Source organism: Mangrovimonas xylaniphaga (assembly GCF_001280435.1).
Taxonomy (GTDB): domain Bacteria; phylum Bacteroidota; class Bacteroidia; order Flavobacteriales; family Flavobacteriaceae; genus Mangrovimonas_A; species Mangrovimonas_A xylaniphaga.
This window is the reverse complement of record NZ_LBIP01000016.1, coordinates 195,907-213,308: the sequence shown is the minus strand read 5'-3', so window position 1 is coordinate 213,308 and position 17,402 is coordinate 195,907. Positions and strand designations below refer to the sequence as shown.

14 protein-coding genes are annotated in these 17,402 nt (G+C 38.8%); 6 read left to right on the top strand and 8 right to left on the bottom strand.

Annotation, left to right across the window (positions count from 1 at the left end; translation table 11 throughout):
* Window positions 1-118: 118 nt before the first annotated feature.
* The 3 genes from ZA06_RS09625 to ZA06_RS09615 form a co-directional block, all read right to left on the bottom strand.
* Window positions 119-3,796, bottom strand: coding sequence for an ATP-binding protein (locus ZA06_RS09625; RefSeq protein ID WP_205625705.1), 3,678 nt, complete (start codon window positions 3,794-3,796; stop codon window positions 119-121).
* Window positions 3,797-3,932: 136 nt separating this feature from the next.
* Window positions 3,933-4,304, bottom strand: a complete 372-nt coding sequence (locus tag ZA06_RS09620) for a response regulator (protein WP_053977258.1) — start codon at window positions 4,302-4,304, stop codon at window positions 3,933-3,935.
* Window positions 4,305-4,736: 432 nt separating this feature from the next.
* Window positions 4,737-5,720, bottom strand: coding sequence for an aldo/keto reductase (locus ZA06_RS09615; RefSeq protein WP_053977257.1), 984 nt, complete (start codon window positions 5,718-5,720; stop codon window positions 4,737-4,739).
* Window positions 5,721-6,186: 466 nt separating this feature from the next.
* On the opposite strand from ZA06_RS09615, the gene ZA06_RS09610 reads away from it, so the two are divergent.
* On the top strand, window positions 6,187-7,551 hold the full coding sequence (locus ZA06_RS09610; protein ID WP_053977256.1) for a metallophosphoesterase family protein: 1,365 nt from the start codon (window positions 6,187-6,189) through the stop codon (window positions 7,549-7,551).
* A 70-nt stretch (window positions 7,552-7,621) separates the two neighbouring features.
* Here ZA06_RS09610 and ZA06_RS09605 read toward each other — a convergent pair whose 3' ends face one another.
* The 4 genes from ZA06_RS09605 to ZA06_RS09590 form a co-directional block, all read right to left on the bottom strand.
* A complete protein-coding gene (locus ZA06_RS09605) occupies window positions 7,622-9,187 on the bottom strand; it encodes a M28 family peptidase (RefSeq protein ID WP_053977255.1) in 1,566 nt (521 codons plus the stop codon).
* Window positions 9,188-9,294: 107 nt separating this feature from the next.
* The gene (locus ZA06_RS09600) at window positions 9,295-10,329 is read right to left on the bottom strand and encodes a M28 family metallopeptidase (protein ID WP_053977254.1); all 1,035 of its coding nucleotides are present in this window, start codon (window positions 10,327-10,329) and stop codon (window positions 9,295-9,297) included.
* 81 nt (window positions 10,330-10,410) lie between these two features.
* The gene (locus tag ZA06_RS09595) at window positions 10,411-10,818 is read right to left on the bottom strand and encodes a hypothetical protein (RefSeq protein WP_053977253.1); all 408 of its coding nucleotides are present in this window, start codon (window positions 10,816-10,818) and stop codon (window positions 10,411-10,413) included.
* Between the two features lie 4 nt (window positions 10,819-10,822).
* Window positions 10,823-11,608 carry a DUF3108 domain-containing protein gene (locus ZA06_RS09590; RefSeq protein ID WP_053977252.1) on the bottom strand — a complete coding sequence of 262 codons (786 nt, stop codon included), beginning with the start codon at window positions 11,606-11,608 and terminating at the stop codon, window positions 10,823-10,825.
* A 202-nt stretch (window positions 11,609-11,810) separates the two neighbouring features.
* On the opposite strand from ZA06_RS09590, the gene ZA06_RS09585 reads away from it, so the two are divergent.
* Window positions 11,811-12,590 carry a M90 family metallopeptidase gene (locus ZA06_RS09585; protein ID WP_053977251.1) on the top strand — a complete coding sequence of 260 codons (780 nt, stop codon included), beginning with the start codon at window positions 11,811-11,813 and terminating at the stop codon, window positions 12,588-12,590.
* A gap of 6 nt (window positions 12,591-12,596) precedes the next feature.
* Here ZA06_RS09585 and ZA06_RS09580 read toward each other — a convergent pair whose 3' ends face one another.
* Window positions 12,597-13,061: a pyridoxamine 5'-phosphate oxidase family protein gene (locus ZA06_RS09580; RefSeq protein WP_053977250.1), complete on the bottom strand. Its 465-nt coding sequence runs from the start codon at window positions 13,059-13,061 to the stop codon at window positions 12,597-12,599.
* Window positions 13,062-13,340: 279 nt separating this feature from the next.
* Here ZA06_RS09580 and ZA06_RS09575 point away from each other — a divergent pair, with 279 nt between their 5' ends.
* The 4 genes from ZA06_RS09575 to ZA06_RS09560 all read left to right on the top strand — a co-directional run bounded on the left by ZA06_RS09575 (window position 13,341) and on the right by ZA06_RS09560 (window position 17,340).
* The gene (locus tag ZA06_RS09575) at window positions 13,341-14,171 is read left to right on the top strand and encodes a universal stress protein (RefSeq protein ID WP_053977249.1); all 831 of its coding nucleotides are present in this window, start codon (window positions 13,341-13,343) and stop codon (window positions 14,169-14,171) included.
* Between the two features lie 62 nt (window positions 14,172-14,233).
* Window positions 14,234-15,088, top strand: coding sequence for a universal stress protein (locus ZA06_RS09570; protein ID WP_053977248.1), 855 nt, complete (start codon window positions 14,234-14,236; stop codon window positions 15,086-15,088).
* 27 nt (window positions 15,089-15,115) lie between these two features.
* On the top strand, window positions 15,116-15,970 hold the full coding sequence (locus ZA06_RS09565; RefSeq protein ID WP_053977247.1) for an ATP cone domain-containing protein: 855 nt from the start codon (window positions 15,116-15,118) through the stop codon (window positions 15,968-15,970).
* Entirely contained in the window at window positions 15,967-17,340 is a 1,374-nt protein-coding gene (locus tag ZA06_RS09560) for an MBL fold metallo-hydrolase RNA specificity domain-containing protein (RefSeq protein ID WP_053977246.1), read from the top strand. Before ZA06_RS09565 ends, ZA06_RS09560 begins: the two co-directional genes overlap by 4 nt.
* The last annotated feature ends 62 nt before the right edge of the window (window positions 17,341-17,402 follow it).

The window sequence follows — 17,402 nt, the reverse complement described above, 5'->3', positions numbered from 1 at the left end:
TAATTAGGTTTAAATCCGTAACTTTTAATTGGTTGTTCTACAGTCGATATCATGATATTATTTTCATAATGTTCCATCTACTTAATGAAGATCTGCCCTCGTTTTGATAGTATACCTCTTATTTTTGGACTGTATCTTCATTGTTTATAGGTAAAAGAATGGTGAACATGGTTCCCTTGTCTAGATCCTTTTCTGATACATTGTTAATGTTTATCGGTTTACCGTCACTGGTTTTAACGGTTAAGGTGCCGCCATGGGTTTTAATGATATCATACGACAATGACAATCCTAATCCTGTTCCTTGACCACTGGGTTTAGTGGTGAAAAAGGGCTGGAAAATTTTATCTACCACCTCTGCAGGGATGCCATGACCATTATCGATGATATTGATTTCAATTTGATCGCCCACTTGTTTTGTTGCAACAGTAACCTTTGGTTTATAATCGCGGGGGGCTGTTTTTTTCTTTTCATTGACGGCATAGAATGCATTGTTGATAAGGTTTAATAATACCCGACCAATATCCTGGGGAGCTACCATAATTTTGGGGATAGAGTCGTCCAAATCCATCTGCATACCAGCCACAAAGGACTTGTCTCGAGCCCTAAGGCCATGATAGGAAAGACGCATGTATTCATCTGCCAATTTGTTGATATCTGTCAATTCTTTGTCTGAACTACTATTACGACTATGCTGCAGCATGCCTTTTACTATGGCATCGGCTCTTGTGCCATGGTGCCTAATTTTTTCCTCATTGGCAGCGATGTCTCTCATAAGTTCTTCTTCCAGTTCAAGGTCTCTTTCCATTTCCGGTTTTTGCCTTTCGGCTTGAAGTTCTTCTATAAGTTCGGTGTTGATTTCTGAAAAATTATTGACAAAATTGAGAGGATTTTGTATCTCGTGGGCAATGCCCGCGGTTAATTCTCCTAGACTCGCCATTTTTTCGGATTGGATAAGTTGGGTTTGGGTGGCTTCAAGGTCGTGAAGGCTTTTCTCTAATTGGGAGGTGCGGTGTTTTACGCGCTCTTCTAGGATACGGTTTTCCTTTTTTAACCATTGGGAACGGTAATTACTAATGCTGTAGAGGATCAAAGCAAACAGGGTTACATAAGCCAAATAGGCCCACCAGGTTTTCCACCAAGGAGGAATAATGCTGAAACTTAATTCTACAGGCTTACTCCATACATTGTTATAGCCCTTTGCAATGACTTTAAAAGTATAATCCCCAGGAGGAAGATCTCTATAATTTTCACTTTTAGCTTCGGTGATGATATTGCTCCAGTTTTTGTCAATGCCCTCCAAAAAATAACGATAAACTACTGAGTTTGGATTGGAATAGGCCAACGCATTAAAATTAAAACTGATGTAATTTTGATTATAGGGCAGTTGTAATTCTAAAGGTAAATTATAAGGCCCTTCAATATCGTTGTATTCAATATTGGGATCTAAAGTGCTGGAGGGGCTATTGCTATTTAAGGAATTACTTTGATCCAAGGGTGTTGGTAAACCTTGTTTTTCGCTGTCAAGAATTTGGGAGTCACTTTTAAAGTTAATGGTTGTGTCGTAGAGGTTGATGCCAGTAATATAGGTTTTTACAGGAATAGTGTCCAGTTTCATTTCATCCATTATAGAAAGAATCTTGCTTTCAATCCCGATCCATAACCTACCCTGATTATCAATCATAGAGCTACCCATGCTCACATCCAAATATTGTAAGCCTTGTTCCTCTGCTATAGTGGTGACCTGCCATTGTTCATTTAAAGAATTGCCCCTTTCCATTTCTTCCAAAATGTTGATTCCTCTGAGGGTGCCAACATAGATTTTGTTGTTATGACTGTTAATATCGAAAATTTCATTGGATACCAAACCTTGTTCTTTCTGGAAAATTTTAACTGAGCCGTTGCTGGGATTAAAGAGATAAACACCGCGATCTGATGAAATCCAAAGTTGGTTTGAATTTGTAATATGGATGAAGTTTAAGTTATCTGTTAAAAATCCATTTTCAGAGGTAAAGTGTTCAATTGTGTGTTTTTTAGGGGCAATTCTATAAATACCTTGACCGTATGTAGCAACCCAAATGTTATTATTGGCATCTTTGCTTAAAGAAAAAATATTAGTATTACTTCCAACCGTATCTAATTGAATTGTTTTTGTCTCTGTTAATTCTTTATTTAGAAAGGTAATATTGCCATCAATGCCACCTAACCAATAATTACCATTTTCATCTTCAATAAATCTGAGATAGTTATGATTTAAACCTTCTTTTTTGGTAAGATATTTAATGTTTTGGTTGCTTGGGTCGATAATGGATATTCCTTGAATTCCCAAAGACCAAATTCGATTCTTAGAGTCTTTACGTAAAATATGATTGCTGGTCTGTAATAAATTGTCTTTAATGCCAAGGTTTTTAATAGTCTTTGTTTTAGGATTGTAAAAGTCTATTCCTCCTCTTGAGCCAATCCAAATACTTTTATCATCGAGCATCACGTTACTCCATATACTATCATTTGATAAGCCATCAGTTGAGGAGTAATTACTAGCTCTTCCTTGTAGTGTGTTTAATTTGAATATTCCACCGGTAGCCACAAATTTTTTGGTGGACCATATATTGCCTTGATAGTCTTCCACAATGGATGCGATCGGTCGGCGACCCTTAGAATTATCTAAAATAAATTTTTCAATAGTCTGGTTGGATGGATCGTATTTTAAAATGGAGCCAATTCCTGTACCTAGCCACATATTTTTATGTTTGTCTTCATATGTGGTGGCGATGCCAACCCAATCTTCTATAAATTTAGAAACAGGTAGTCTGTTGTAAGTTTTATTTTTTTTGTCGATAAAAGCAACGCCATCCAGTCCTCCTATCCATAGGTTGCCTTTGGAGTCTTCTTCAATAGAAATGATTTTATTTCGTAAGCTATCTTTCTCTTTTTCAAATACTATAAATTGATTTGTACCTTTCTTAAGATTAAGGATATTCATGCCATTAAACGAGGAAAGCCATACAAGACCTTCTTTATCAGTTAAAGGTGAAATATAAACCGAAGGAGTAGATTTCATTAATCCTTCTTTTGGAGTGATATTTTTTATGGTTTGGTTTTCCAGATTTATTACATGGTAGCCAAAATTAATAATGGAGTACCAAATATTTCCATACTTATCTTCTGTAAAGCCATATCCATCTCTTAGAGGAATGTCAGTAATAATTCTATAAGCTAATTTATGTGATGGGTCTAAAATCCAAAGACCACTGTTACATTGTATCCAGATACGGTCCTTAGAATCGATAAACTGGCAAAAGGCATAAGATAAATCCAGACCTAGGTCAATTCCATAAAACTCAAATTTATGGGAGTCATAGCGAGCAATCCCTACTTGGGTGCCAACCCACAAAAAGCCATTGTTGTCTTTTATAATATTGTTTGGCGAGCCCGTTAAACCAAATGCTTGACCTCCCGATTGAACCCCTCTAGAGGTACCACTTATATTTGCTAAAGGCCCTGCCTCGATGATATCAGGCTCCCCTAATGTTATGGTATCCAATTCAAAGGTGAACGTGGGGAGGGAATCCAAACTGAAAGGAGTAGAGGGGAGTTCGTTTAAATCAAGGTGTTCAGACTCTATTTGCCCTTCAATGTTGGTAATGTCGTCTATAACAAAGGGTTTGGAAGGGATGCTCTCTAAGTCTAATTTCTTTGTTGGTAAGGGAGCCAGTTTAATGGTGGGGATGGAGTCCCAATTGATGGTGTCCTTTTTGGGAAAAGTTATTTTTTTCTCTATTGGGGGAAGATATTCCATATCCCATTTTGGTAACGGAGGCGCAGGAACCTTTTGTTGGCATGAAAAAAGTATCATACTTAAAATCACACAATAGAATCCGATTAAGAATATTGGTTTTTGCTTATACATGGTCAGTTGTTCTAGATATTGAATGTTATAACATTTGATGGATTTCTTTTCTTAGGGATTCAAAGTCGATTGGTTTTGTGAAGAATTCCTTGGCACCGGATTGTATGGCCCTATCAAAGTTTTCACTGTCGCCATAGGCTGAAATCATACTTACAGTGATGTTTGGGAATTGCGATTTAATCTTGTCCAATAATTCAAGGCCTGTCATTCCCGGCATATTGATATCGGAAAACACATAAACCACTTTGGGAGGGTTTTCCCGTTCCAGTATTTCCAAGGCTTCAGAACCAGAAAAGGCGAACAACAATTCTAGATTTTGGTTTCTTACTTCTCTTCTGAATTTTTGACGAAACAAGGTTTCAATATCTCTTTCGTCATCTACAATCAATACTTCCATAAGGCTGTTATTTGTTGGTTACATATTCATATACAGGATAAGTGGCATCTGGTTTTCCCTACTTTTTAGGCAGTGAATAGAAATGTTTTTTATGGTTGTGATGTTTGGGGTTTCAGCTTGAATAGATTTTGTTCTTAGGGAACAGTCGGTTTTATTTTGGGAGGAATTGGGGATTATGATGAAATGCTTGTTTCGTAAAAAACGAAATTTCTTCAGTAAGCCTTACTAAATACGATGTAAAGACTTCATAACTAATATACAATAAAAATGATAATGAAGTGAGGCTAAGTGAAATAAGTTGGAGTTGTGATGCTTCTTAGTGGGTAAAAGGAAGGGAGAATACGCTTCTCAAAAAGGAAGGGAACCCAGTTTTAATTGTGTTCAATTATTCTTGGTTCCCTTGATAATGGAATATGTGGTCAAGTAAAGTTTTTAATAAACCCCACGGATAAACTCATGTACGTTTGCTTTGTAAAATTCAGCAAGTGTTGCGTGTAGTTCTTTTGATAGTGGAGGTAGTTCAGATACCAAGGCATTGGCTTGTGCTTGATTTGGGGAACTGGCCCCAGGAATGATTGTAGATACAGCTTTATGATCTAAAATCCATCTCAAGGCTAACTGTGCCATGGTCATGCCTTCAGGTACTGAAGGCTTTAGGGCATCGGCCAATTCCACACCTTTTTCAAACGGTATTCCGGCAAAGGTTTCACCTACATTAAAGGCATTACCATCCTTATTGTAGTTTCTGTGGTCTTCTTTGTTAAAGGTAGTAGTTTTGGTGAATTTACCAGCCAATAAACCACTGGCTAAAGGTAGACGGACAATAATCCCCACCTCTTTGGCTTCGGCTTGAGGCAATAATTCATTCACCAATTTTTGTCTGAAAATATTAAAAATAACCTGCAAGGATTGCAGGCCTTCTTGCTCTAGACACAGCAGTCCTTCTTCAACCGACTCGACACTGGCTCCAAAGGTTTTGATGAGTCCTTCGCTTTTAAAATCACGTAACCAGTCAAATACGTCTCCCTTTTGCATTTCAATAGTTGGAATGCAGTGCAGTTGCAACAAATCCAAAGCATCTACACCCAAACGGTGTAGGGAATGCTCGATGGCCTTTCGCATGGCATCTTTGGTATAGGAAGCTGGATAGACATCGCCACCACGGCCAAATTTGGTAGCGACTTTGATGTCCTTATCGGTCTGCCTTAAAAATTCTCCGATAAAAGTTTCGCTTTGGCCATTGCCATAGACATCGGCGGTATCAAAAAAGGTGATACCGTTTTCTACGGCAGTGTTTAAAATATCCAATGCCTTATCTGTAGAAAATTGCTTTCCCCAATCGGCACCAATTTGCCAAGTTCCCAAGCCTATTTCGCTGACTTTAAATCCGTTTTTTCCTAAGTGTCTTGTTTTCATTTTAATGTTTTAAGCCTGTCATGCTTCAAAATTACGTGCTTTTTTTGAACTGCCAAAGGGATGTTGTTGAACTGTTGGTAATCTGCAAAGGCGTGTTTGAAATGGAAGGCTTTAAAAGGGGGATTTACCACGTGAGAGATTCGCGTAGCAGCAGGGGATTTTTTCTTGATTATCGTTCATTTCGTAGTATTTCATGGTATACCAACAAGAATAAACGAAGCAAATGCCAATGTTTATTTTATAGTTGAAATTACCGGTTGGTTACCCACAAATCTAATTTATTTTCCTACAAGTACAATGTTTAATTAGGAAAGCCTTTAGCGTTTTATGTTTTAATAAGATGTAAAATTCTTATGAAATTTAGGTGTGGGCTAGCTCTAAAAGTAATCATATGGTAATCTTTCCTTAATAAGACCCTTAAAAGAGCAATCTATTTTTGCGGCAAAACAAAACAACAAAAATTAGTATGAAAAAATCAACGGGCCTTGTGTTGGGGGTTTTGGCCATCTCCAATGTATTTACTTCATGTAGCGATGACGATACTTCCAAAGGAGCTTCATCACAACAAATAGACAAAACATTTACAATTGCCGTGATTCCGGATACACAAAACATGACCGATTTCACGCACCAAACGAGTTACCAAAACAATGAAGGGGGCAATTTCCCTATTGATGCCTCTACTCAGTTTTATGATATGATGCAATATGTGAGCAATAATGCGGTGACCCAAGGAGGGGAGATTGCCTTTTTGACTTCGGTTGGGGATATTTGGCAACACCAAACAGAAATTGTAGATGCTGAGCACGAAGCAAGAGGCTTTTCGCACGATCCTTATTCCTTGATTTCGTATTCAGGAGAGGTGTTCCCAACAGAGGAAACCGTGAATTTTGAAATGCCTTTGGCACGAGAGGGATATGAAATGGTGGCTCAAACAGGGATTCCTTTTGGGGTAGCCCCAGGAAACCATGATTCGGATGCCATGTGGTCTGAAGCGTCTTTTGAATCGGATCCAAGTTTGGTAAATCAAATAGGAACTTTAGGAGTGATTCCAGAAATTTTAGGCATGTTGCACATTGGTGGATGGGATAATTTCAATTCTGTTTTTGGAGAAAACTCCGAATTTTTTAAGAATAAGTCTTGGTATGTATCCAGTTTTAATGGAGGTGCCAATTCTGCTCAAACTTTTGAAGGAGCAGGGTATACGTTTTTGAATATTAGTCTTGAAATGCAGCCTGCTGATGATGTGCTTGCTTGGGCACAATCTGTTATTGATGCGCACCCAGGACTTCCAACGATTATTACCACCCATGATTTCTTGGATGCCAATGGAGAGCGTTTGCCTAACCCAATTGTGGATTTGCCTAGAATTGATCCAGAGTATCACAATTCGGCAGAAGATGTATTTCAAACGTTGGTGATGCCAAACGATCAAATATTTTTAATTCTGTCTGGACATCACCATGGAAAAGCCATGCGTGTAGACCAAAACAATAGTGGGCATGCAGTGATTCAGGTGTTGGCCGATTATCAGGATAGAGGGCAAACTGTTTTGGATGTAGATCCTACATTCTTGACTTCACATGGAACCACTTATGGTATTGGAGATGGATGGTTGCGTTTAATGAATTTCAACTTTGAAGATGAAACGCCTTTCATTGAAGTGAAAACCTATTCTAGCCATTATCAAAAGTTTTCAGACGACGTGACAACTTATTCTGAATGGTATAAAGCCAGTGAAAATCCAGAAGTGAGCGATAGTGAATTCCATGCTTTGGATAGTTATACTATTGAACTTTCAGATTTTAAAAACAGATTTAGCGCGAACTAAATTTATAAGATTAGATGTTAAAAAAAAAAGCCTCCCAATATGGGAGGCTTTTTTTTAGTGTCTTCTCTTTTTATTGAACAGCTTTATCAGCCACAATACGTTGTTCTTGATTGGCCAATTGCCATGCCGTATAAAATACTAGGCGCGTTCTGGTTTCCAATAAATCGTAGGCTATTTTGTCTGGTGTATCGGTTGGTTTATGATAATCAGTATGGGAACCGTTGAAATAGAAAATAGCCGGAACATTATGTTTTGCAAAGTTGTAGTGATCTGATCTGAAATAAAAACGGTTGGGGTCGTTTTCTGCATTATAAGTGTAATCAAGGTCTATTTTAGTGTATTTTTCATTGGTAGCTTCAGAAATTTGGTGCAGTTCTGTGCTCAAGCGATCTGCTCCAATCAAGTACACATAGTTTGGGCTATCTGTATGCTTGTCATCTACACGGCCAATCATGTCGATGTTTAAATCGGCTATAGTGTTTTCCAAAGGAAAAACAGGATTGAAATCGGTGTAATACTTAGAGCCCAATAGGCCTTTTTCTTCTCCGGTTACATGCAAAAATAAAATGGAGCGCTTAGGTCCTTTCCCTTCTTTTACGGCTGTTTTAAAGGCTTCTGCAATTTCCAAAAGGGCCACAGTTCCAGAACCGTCATCATCGGCACCATTGTAAATCTGTCCATTTTTGATACCCTCATGGTCTAGGTGGGAAGAAATTACCAAAATTTCTTCTGGTTTTTCTGAACCTTTGATAAATGCCAGTACATTTTCGGAATTAATGTTGTTTGATTCCGTAGTAATATCAATTGTTAAAGGTGTTTCGATAGTTTTGGAGCTATTATCTGTAAGGATGTTGGTGTAAATTTCTTTACCAACCATGTCGTTGATAATGAAATGCGGAACATTTATCCCGTCTCCTTGAACCGCCATGGTGCCATGGTTACTTTTGGTTGCTTGCTTTTGGTAGAAATTGGCCACACGATCAAAGGATTCACTATCCATATAGATAACGGCTTTGGCTCCTTTCGTAATGGCAACGTCCCTTTTTAAGTTTCTTGCACCGCGGCCAGAGGTCCAAATGGTAGGTTTTTCGGTTCCCGAGGTGATATAGGTGCCGTCATCGTTTTGTGGTTCCCCAGATTTCATAAGCACGATCTTGTCCTTTACATCGAGGTTGTTGTAGCTGGAGTATTTTTCTGATTCAATACCGTAAGCAACATATACAATGTCTTTGGCCTCTATATGCTGAGTAGAGGACGTTCCTAGAGGCGCGTAGTCAACAAAACAGGTCAATGTTTTTCCGTTTATGGAGATAGTGGTTTGGGATGTTCCCTTTATTTCCAAAGGAACATTTTGAAAGTAAGTGTCTCCCATAGGTGAAGGCACTTCCATGTCTTGATATTGTTGGGCCAAGAATGCTACGGCTTTCTTTTGTCCTTCAGTGCCGGTTTCCCTTCCCTGAAATTCGTCAGAGGCATAGGTGTAAAGTAATTCTTTTAGTTCTGCGGATGTAATCGTATTGGCATAAACCGTAGGATCTGTAGAGGTAGGGGTTAGGTTAAAATGTTCGTTTTTTTTGGAACTGCTACAGCTACATATTAGCAACGCAAGGCAGCAAAGGGTAATCAGGTTTTTCATTAAGCGCAAAATTAAAGCTATACTGAATTAAAATTAGAAAAATTATCCTGCGAATGTAATAATTAAGTTAAACAGAATGGTTTAAAATAAAAGGCTTTAACAGAGTTTTATTCCTGGTCTAGAGTCAATTTATGTTTGGAATTGGCCAAATACCAAGCCGTGGCAAAGATTAATTGGGTGCGTTTCGCCAAAAGGGGATAGTTCAGTTTTTCTGCGGTATCTGTTGGTTTGTGATAATCTTCGTGTTCTCCGTTAAAATAAAAGATGACAGGAATTCCGGCTTGGGCAAAGTTGTATTGATCGGATCTGGAGAAGTAATGGTTGGTGTCATTTTTGTCGTTGAATCTGTAATCCAATTCCAATTGGGAGAAGGTAGTATTGGCGGTTTCCGAAATAAAGTATAACTCCTTACTGAGTCTATCAGCTCCTATAACGTACACATAATTTGGTTTGTCCGTGTGTGTTTCATCAACTCGACCAATCATATCAATATTCAGGTTGGCAATGGTTTTTTTTAGGGGAACAATTGGGTGTTCTACATAGAATTTTGATCCCAAAAGGCCTTCTTCTTCCCCAGTAAGGTGAAGAAACAGGATACTTCGTTTAGGCCCATTTCCATTTTTTTGGGCTTCGTTAAAGGCTTCTGCCATTTCCATAAGGGCAGCAGTTCCAGAGGCATTGTCATCGGCGCCGTTGTAGATTTCACCGTTTTCCACACCTTCATGATCTAGATGCGCAGTAATGATGATGGTTTCCTTGGGGTGCTTGTTGCCCTCAATATAGGCAACCACATTTTGGGAGCTGTTAAGGCTATCTGTAAAAAAAGATTTGGGAACCGGTTGAAAATAATTTTGATTGCTGAAAGGGGATGGAATGCCTTGGGCGATATAGTAATCTTTAAGATAATTGGCAGCTTCCTTTAGGCCTGTTTCGCCGGTTTTTCGACCTTGGTATTGGTCTGAGGACAATTCGTAAACATAGTCCATCAATTCTTGCGAGGTAATGGTACTGGCGTACTGTTCTACAGTCTGTCGGTCTTCAAAAACAATGCTGTTCTTTAGGTCCTCAATGCGCTCACTATACTTCTTTGTGGCACAGGATCCAACAATGGAAAGAACAGAAGTGAAAATGAAAAGCTTCATTGTACTGTGTTAATTGTCAATCAAATAAAGCGAAAAAAAAAAGGAATACCGAAGTATTCCTTAAAATTTGTGGGAAGTGAATTATTCAAATTCTATATCGTCAACTTCTTCGATATCAATTTCTTCAGTATCTAGATCTATGTCTTCTGTTTCCAGATCCTCTTCGTCAATGTCCAATTCTTCCAGAATTTCCTTAGAATTTTCTTCCGATTCTTTGGCGCGTTCCTGCAATTCTTCGGTATTGCCAACTTCTACGGTATGGAATACCGATTTGTAGATGGAAATACCCAAAGTGATGATGGTTAACAGGAAAATATACTGCACCACTTTTTTGGATTTGTTCTGCTTTTTGGAAACAAAAAAGATGGAAAGTCCCAATAAAAAAGCCAATATAGCAGGGATAAACGCTAGATTGGATAGTGGGGTCAAGGCTAGAATAACAGCCAATAGACTAGTGATAAATCCTAAAATGATCAATACTTTTCTCATGCTCTTAGTTTTTAAGGCCTGTGGCCGATTTTATTTTTAATTCGCCATTACCTACTGCAATCTTAAATTTGGCGTATACCGGAATTTTATTGGCATCGGCCGTCAACCATAATAAGTTGTCGTTGGTACCTTTTAGGACATCGCTGTTGTTGATGGAAATAGCCAATTTGTAGCAGTTTTTTTGCCCAAGGCTAGTGTTGATAGTTTCGGTACCCAAATATTTAAAATTGACAATGTTTTCTTTGTTGTCAAACAATACTTTGAACGATTTGGTTGTCCCTGTTGATAGACTGGCGAGATCCAAAGTACGCAGCTTGTAAAGTGTGCTTACCAAATCCCTGGTGGTACTGCTAATGGAGACCGTGGTATTTTCTTCGTTAAAACCGCCGCCTTTCTTTTTCTTCTTTTTAAGGCTTTTTACAGTGTTTGTTTTATGGCTGTATTTGTATTGCATAAACTTGTAATAGCCACCTTCGTCTATTTCTCTTTTGTATAGGTAAGGGGAAAGCGTTTTAGGGCTTACATAGCTTTCGTATAGGTCTCTAATTTTAAAGAAATTATCCCATTTGCTATAGGTTGCCGCTGTACATTTTAAGCGAAGTAAAGTAGCTTTGGAAGTGTTCACCTCACTGGTTTCCATTTTTACTTGGGCAAGCTCCGTTAGGATTCCAGACATATTGTAAGAAGCTGAAAAAATAAGGGTTTCCCCGGGACCAACGGCATTGTTTTGGGCAAAAGACAATACTGAAACCAAAAAAGAAAAGGCCAGTACCAAGCGAATTTTGTTCATAGGGCTTTGTTTAAACTATAAATGCTTTTAACATTTATTGTGCCAAATGTATTATTAAGTTTTTAGATTGAAAAAGAATTTTTGGAAGCTATTTGAGTTCTTAAAATATAATTGGTTTTAGATAAATTCCTTTTGATTTTGAAAAAACGATCTTTTTGTTATCACTTTGGTTTATTTTTGGAGAGCACCATATTTGCATGTTATGATCACAACTATTGCATTTTTGTTACTGTTGGCTTTTGGAGTATATGCCCTGTCCAAACTAAAGCGTAAACCCGTAGAGCCTTTTCCGAAGCATTGGCACAAATTGCTCATGGAGCATGTGGAATTTTATGAAGGTCTGCCTCCAAAGGAACAGCAACGTTTTCAAAAACGGATGATGGAGTTTTTTAGTGAGGTGTATTTGGAAGGTGTTAAAGTAGAACTCGAAGAATTGGACAAAATCCTGATTGCCGCCAGCGCCGTGATTCCAGTTTTTGGGTTTCCAGAATGGCATTATACTAATTTAAGTGGGGTATTGCTCTATCCCGATAACTTTAATGAAGATTTCGAGTTTGAAGACAAAAAGGGCAACCGCATTATTGCCGGAGTTGTTGGCACCGGCCGATTGGAAAAACAAATGATCCTTTCCAAAAAAGCGTTGCGACATGGGTTTTCAAAAAGCTCTTCCAAAACCAATACGGGCATCCATGAGTTTGTGCACCTCATTGATAAAATGGATGGAGTGACAGATGGGGTTCCAGAGCGTTTGATACAGCACGCTTATGTGATTCCTTGGTTAAAAATGATTCATAAGGAAATGGAAGCCATCAATGACAATAAATCGGATATTAGAAATTATGGAGGCACCAATGAGGCAGAATTTTTTGCGGTGGCTTCTGAGTATTTTTTCGAAAATCCCGAGCGCATGAAAAAGAAGCATACGGAATTGTACAAGATGCTGGAAAGTTGTTTTTACGGATCTTCAACTGCGGTGAAGTAAGGTGCTTTAGCTATCGTGGTCGTCTCTTTGTTTGCCGTTAATAGCATCTATTTTGATGACATAAACTACAGGAACATCGCCAAGATGGATTTTACTGGAAAACTCACTAAGGAAGTCTACATCCTTGTGCTCTTTCATCATAATCAAATCTTTCACACCTAAAGAGAAACTGTGCAGTTGAGCTTTGGCGTAGCTGCCTGTAAGCTCCTCATAGGTACCATGAACCAACACAGATTTCCATTCGTTTACCGAGGTTACTTCTTCTACCTGTAGCGCCACGTCTCTGTGTTTTCGCATGGCATTAATTTTATGGCCTTCGGCCGCATAGGCCAAAATCCAATGGTTGGCTGTGTCATAAAAATACGTAATCGGAGCAATGAAGGGTTGGTGGTAAAACATATAAGCCAAATGACCAATGTAGTTCCTCTCAAGCACCATATAGCATTCCTTTTGGTTTAATGTCTTGATCATGGCTGTGATGTTAAAACGTTGGTAATGAGTAAATTTATTTAAAATTAAACTAAAATGGAATGATATTTATCATTAATGCTTATTTTAAATTAATCTTGTTAATATATTGATTGTTAGTGTTTATGGCTGTTTTTGCGGTGTGCTAGAGATTTTTGGTGTTCAATATAAGTTTTTGGAATGTAAAAATCTCGTGTTCAGTATTTTGTGTGTGATTTTTGTCATAGTTTAAATGCGCTAATTGTCTTAAATTTAGGGGAAATATCCTTAAAGGGTTTGATCATGGAATATCATGTATTAATACCGACAGACTTTTCTGATAGCGCATGGAATGCAACCGTCTACGCCATGAACCTTTTGGCCGAGGAAGCGTGCACATTTTATTTCCTAAATGCCATGAATGCCAAGATTTCGGCCATGTCCAATATGTCCAAAAAATTTAATGAGGCCATGAGCGAAAGTGCCATAAAGGAACTGAGGGATTTAAAAGCGATGGCGGAAGCGGCCCATCCCAAGGAGAAACACCGTTTTGAGATCATTTTTAGTAGCGAAAGCCTAAATGACGCCATTGCCACCAGTATTAAAAAATACAAGCTCAATTTGGTGGTTATGGGCACCAAAGGGGCAACCGGTGCCAAGGAAGTCTTTTTTGGAAGCAATACGGTGGGCTTGATTTCCAAATTGTCATTATGCCCATTGATTATTGTTCCAGAAGATTGCCAATTTAAAATTCCGAAGCAAATAGCCTTTCCAACAAACTTTATAAGACCTTATCGTGCGGAAGATTTGCAGTCGTTGTTTACCATGGCCCAACAATTTGGTACAAGAATTAGGGTAGTACACATACAGGAAAAAAGTAGGTTGAGTGCCGAACAAAGAAATCATTATACATTGTTAAAAGAACTTTTGGAACCCTATGAGCACAGTTTTCATTGGATGCCCAATTACGCCAGTAAAACTCACGAAATCTTTGATTTTATAGAAGAATTGGAGATTGATATGTTGGTGATGATTAATTATAAACACAGCCTTTTGGAACGATTTACGAGGGAACCTGTCATAAAGAAAATAGGATATCATCCTGCGGTTCCCTTTATGGTAATCCCAGATTGAGCCCACAAGCGTCTTGGTCTGTCAACTAACAACACAAATAATAACTTTTAAATTTAGAAGTCATGAGAAAAAAAATTTTGTTACCAACAGACTTCTCCAAGAACGCTTGGCAAGCTATGAACTATGCCGTTGAACTCTACCAAAACGACCATTGCGATTTCTATGTGCTCAATGTGTTTACGGCCACTAGCAATATTTTGAAAAGTTTGTTGAACATGGAACCCGGAAGCGAACTCTACGAAACGGCAAAGTCCAATTCGGAAGAAGGCTTGGCGGAGGTGATGGATAAATTGGCATTTAAGTATGAACACAATCCAAAGCACCATTTTGAGACCATTTCAACCTTTAACAATCCAATAGAAGCCATTAAGGAAATTGTGGAACAAAAGGATATCGATATGATTGTCATGGGCACCAAAGGCGAAACAGGCTCCGAGCATGTAGCCTATGGTAGTACCGCAGTTTACGTAATGGAGAAGGTACGCAATTGCCCTGTAATTGTGGTGCCTGAAGCCAGTAAGCTGGCTATGCCCAAGGAGATTGTGTTTCCTACCAGTTTTAAAACCCATTACAAAAAACGGGAACTGGCCTATTTGGTAGAATTGGCTCAAAAGTGTCAGGCTACCGTAAGCATTCTGTATGTTTCAGATGATGACCTATTGGAAACAAAACAAGAAGAGCATAAGCAAATGTTGGAAGAGCAGTTGGAAGATGTATCTTACGAATATCATACTTTGCATTACAAGGCAGTCGAACCCGCAGTGAATATGTTTGTAGAAAGTAGGGATAGTGATATGGTGGCCTTCATCAATAAAAAACACTCTTTTTTCGGAAGTATTTTGAGCAATCCCATGGTGAAAAATATCGGGTTCCATTCAAGGGTTCCTATTTTGGTCATGCACGATTTAAGGAATTGATTTGCATTGGGTCTTAAATAATCAAGCATGGTAAATCACAATTTGGATATTACAAAGTCTTCAGGGGAGCGGGTGAGTTTTTCAATGCCCAAATTGAAGGCTTCCCTAAGACGCGTAGGGGCTAGTGATGAGGTGGTCAGCCAAATTATTGATAAGGTTCGGGATGAACTCTACCAAGGAATTTCTACTAAGGAAATCTATAATAGAGCCTTTGCCTTGCTCAAAAAGAAAAGTAGGTATTGGGCCTCCAAATACAAGTTGAAGCGGGCCATCTATGAACTGGGGCCAACGGGGTATCCATTCGAGAAATTTGTAGGCGCTATTTTAAAATACTCTGGTTATGATACAGAAGTGAGCCAGATTGTACAGGGAAAGTGCGTGTCACATGAAATTGATGTGGTAGCCCATAAAAATAACGAAACCACCATAGTAGAATGTAAGTTCCATAGCGAGCAGGGACAAAATTGTAATGTCAAGATTCCTCTGTACATCCATTCCCGATATCAAGATGTGAAAGCACATTGGAATACCAATGTAAACAACAACTCCATTTTAACCGATGGCTGGTTGGTTACCAATACACGTTTTACCTCAGATGCTTTGCAATTTGGAAAATGCTGTGGATTGTATCTGCTGAGTTGGGATTATCCAGATGGCAATGGCTTAAGGGATAGGATAGACCGTTTGGGACTGTACCCAATTACGGTGTCCTCATTGCTAACCAATCGAGAAAAGCAATTTCTGCTGAGTAGGGATGTGGTTTTGTGTCGGGACCTAATGGGAGATTCCTTTTACTTGGATCACCTAGGTGTTTCCGAATCCCGAAAGGAGCGCATTTTAAAAGAGATTGAACAACTATGTAATTTACCGCATGAAGAATGAAAAATTATGCAAACATCCATTTTTTGGGAGCTTCAGGTGTGGTAACCGGCTCTAAATACTTTTTGGAAACTTCCGAAGCTAACATATTGGTAGATTGTGGTATGTTTCAAGGGCTAAAGGAATTGAGGCAGCTCAATTGGGAAGAATTGCCCATTGATGTAGAAACTTTAGATGTGGTGCTGTTAACCCACGGCCATTTGGATCACGTAGGCTATTTGCCTAAGTTGGTTCAGAAGGGGTTTACGGGAAAAATTATTGGAACGGCGCCAACCTTGGCTATTGCGGAAATCATTTTAAAAGACAGTGCCAAGATTCAGGAAGAAGAAGCCGAAAAAGCCAATAAAGAGCATTATACAAAACACCATCCCGCCTTACCTTTTTATACAGAGAAAGATGTGGAGAAAACCTTGCGATTTTTTCAAGTAGGGATTCAGGATACCTGGTTGAACCTTTCGGAACATATTACCTATCGGTTTCGGTACAACGGGCATATCATAGGGGCAACTTTTATTGAATTGGACATTAATGGGAAACGCTTTGTGTTTTCTGGTGATATTGGGCGTTGGGATGATTATTTGTTGAACGATCCTAAAACTCCGGAATGGGCCGATTATTTGTTTGTGGAAAGCACCTATGGGAACAAATTGCATCCAGAGGAAGATGTGGAAGACATCATGGCCCAATTGGTTTTGGATACTATAGAAAAACAAGGGAATCTCATCATTCCCAGTTTTGCTGTGGAACGTTTGCAGACCCTGATTTACATTCTTTGGAAACTTTACAAAAGCAACAAAATTCCCAATATTCCCATATTTATAGACAGCCCGATGGGCAACAATGTGTTGGAAGTTTTTAAACGGTTTCCAAAATGGCACAAATTGCCCATGCAGGAATACGATGCCATGTGCAATCATGTCAACATTGTGCAATCCTTTGGTGAAACTTGGGAAACCATTGATGATCCAAGGCCAAAAATAATCATTGCGGGCAGCGGGATGGTAACCGGAGGACGGGTGTTGACCTATTTGCAACAATTTATAGATGTGCCCAGTACCACCGTATTGTTGGTGGGATATCAGGCGGAAGGGACCCGTGGGCGCCAACTGAAGGACGGGGCTCATGAAATTAAGTTTTACGGTAGGTATTATCCTGTAAAGGCTACTGTAAAATGTCTAGATAGCCTTTCTGCCCATGCCGATCAGGATGATTTGCTTCATTGGTTGCGCACCATTAAGAACATCCCAGAGAAGGTGTATTTGGTACATGGAGAACCACCGGCCTTGGACGCCTTTAGGTTGAAAATAGAGAGTGAATTTGGCTGGAAGGTCACTATTCCAAAATTATTGGATACCGAAAAAGTGATGTTGTAATCTTCAAAAATAAGGTCGATTTTTTTGAAAGTAAATTCCTTTAAAATTAGGTTGTAAATATT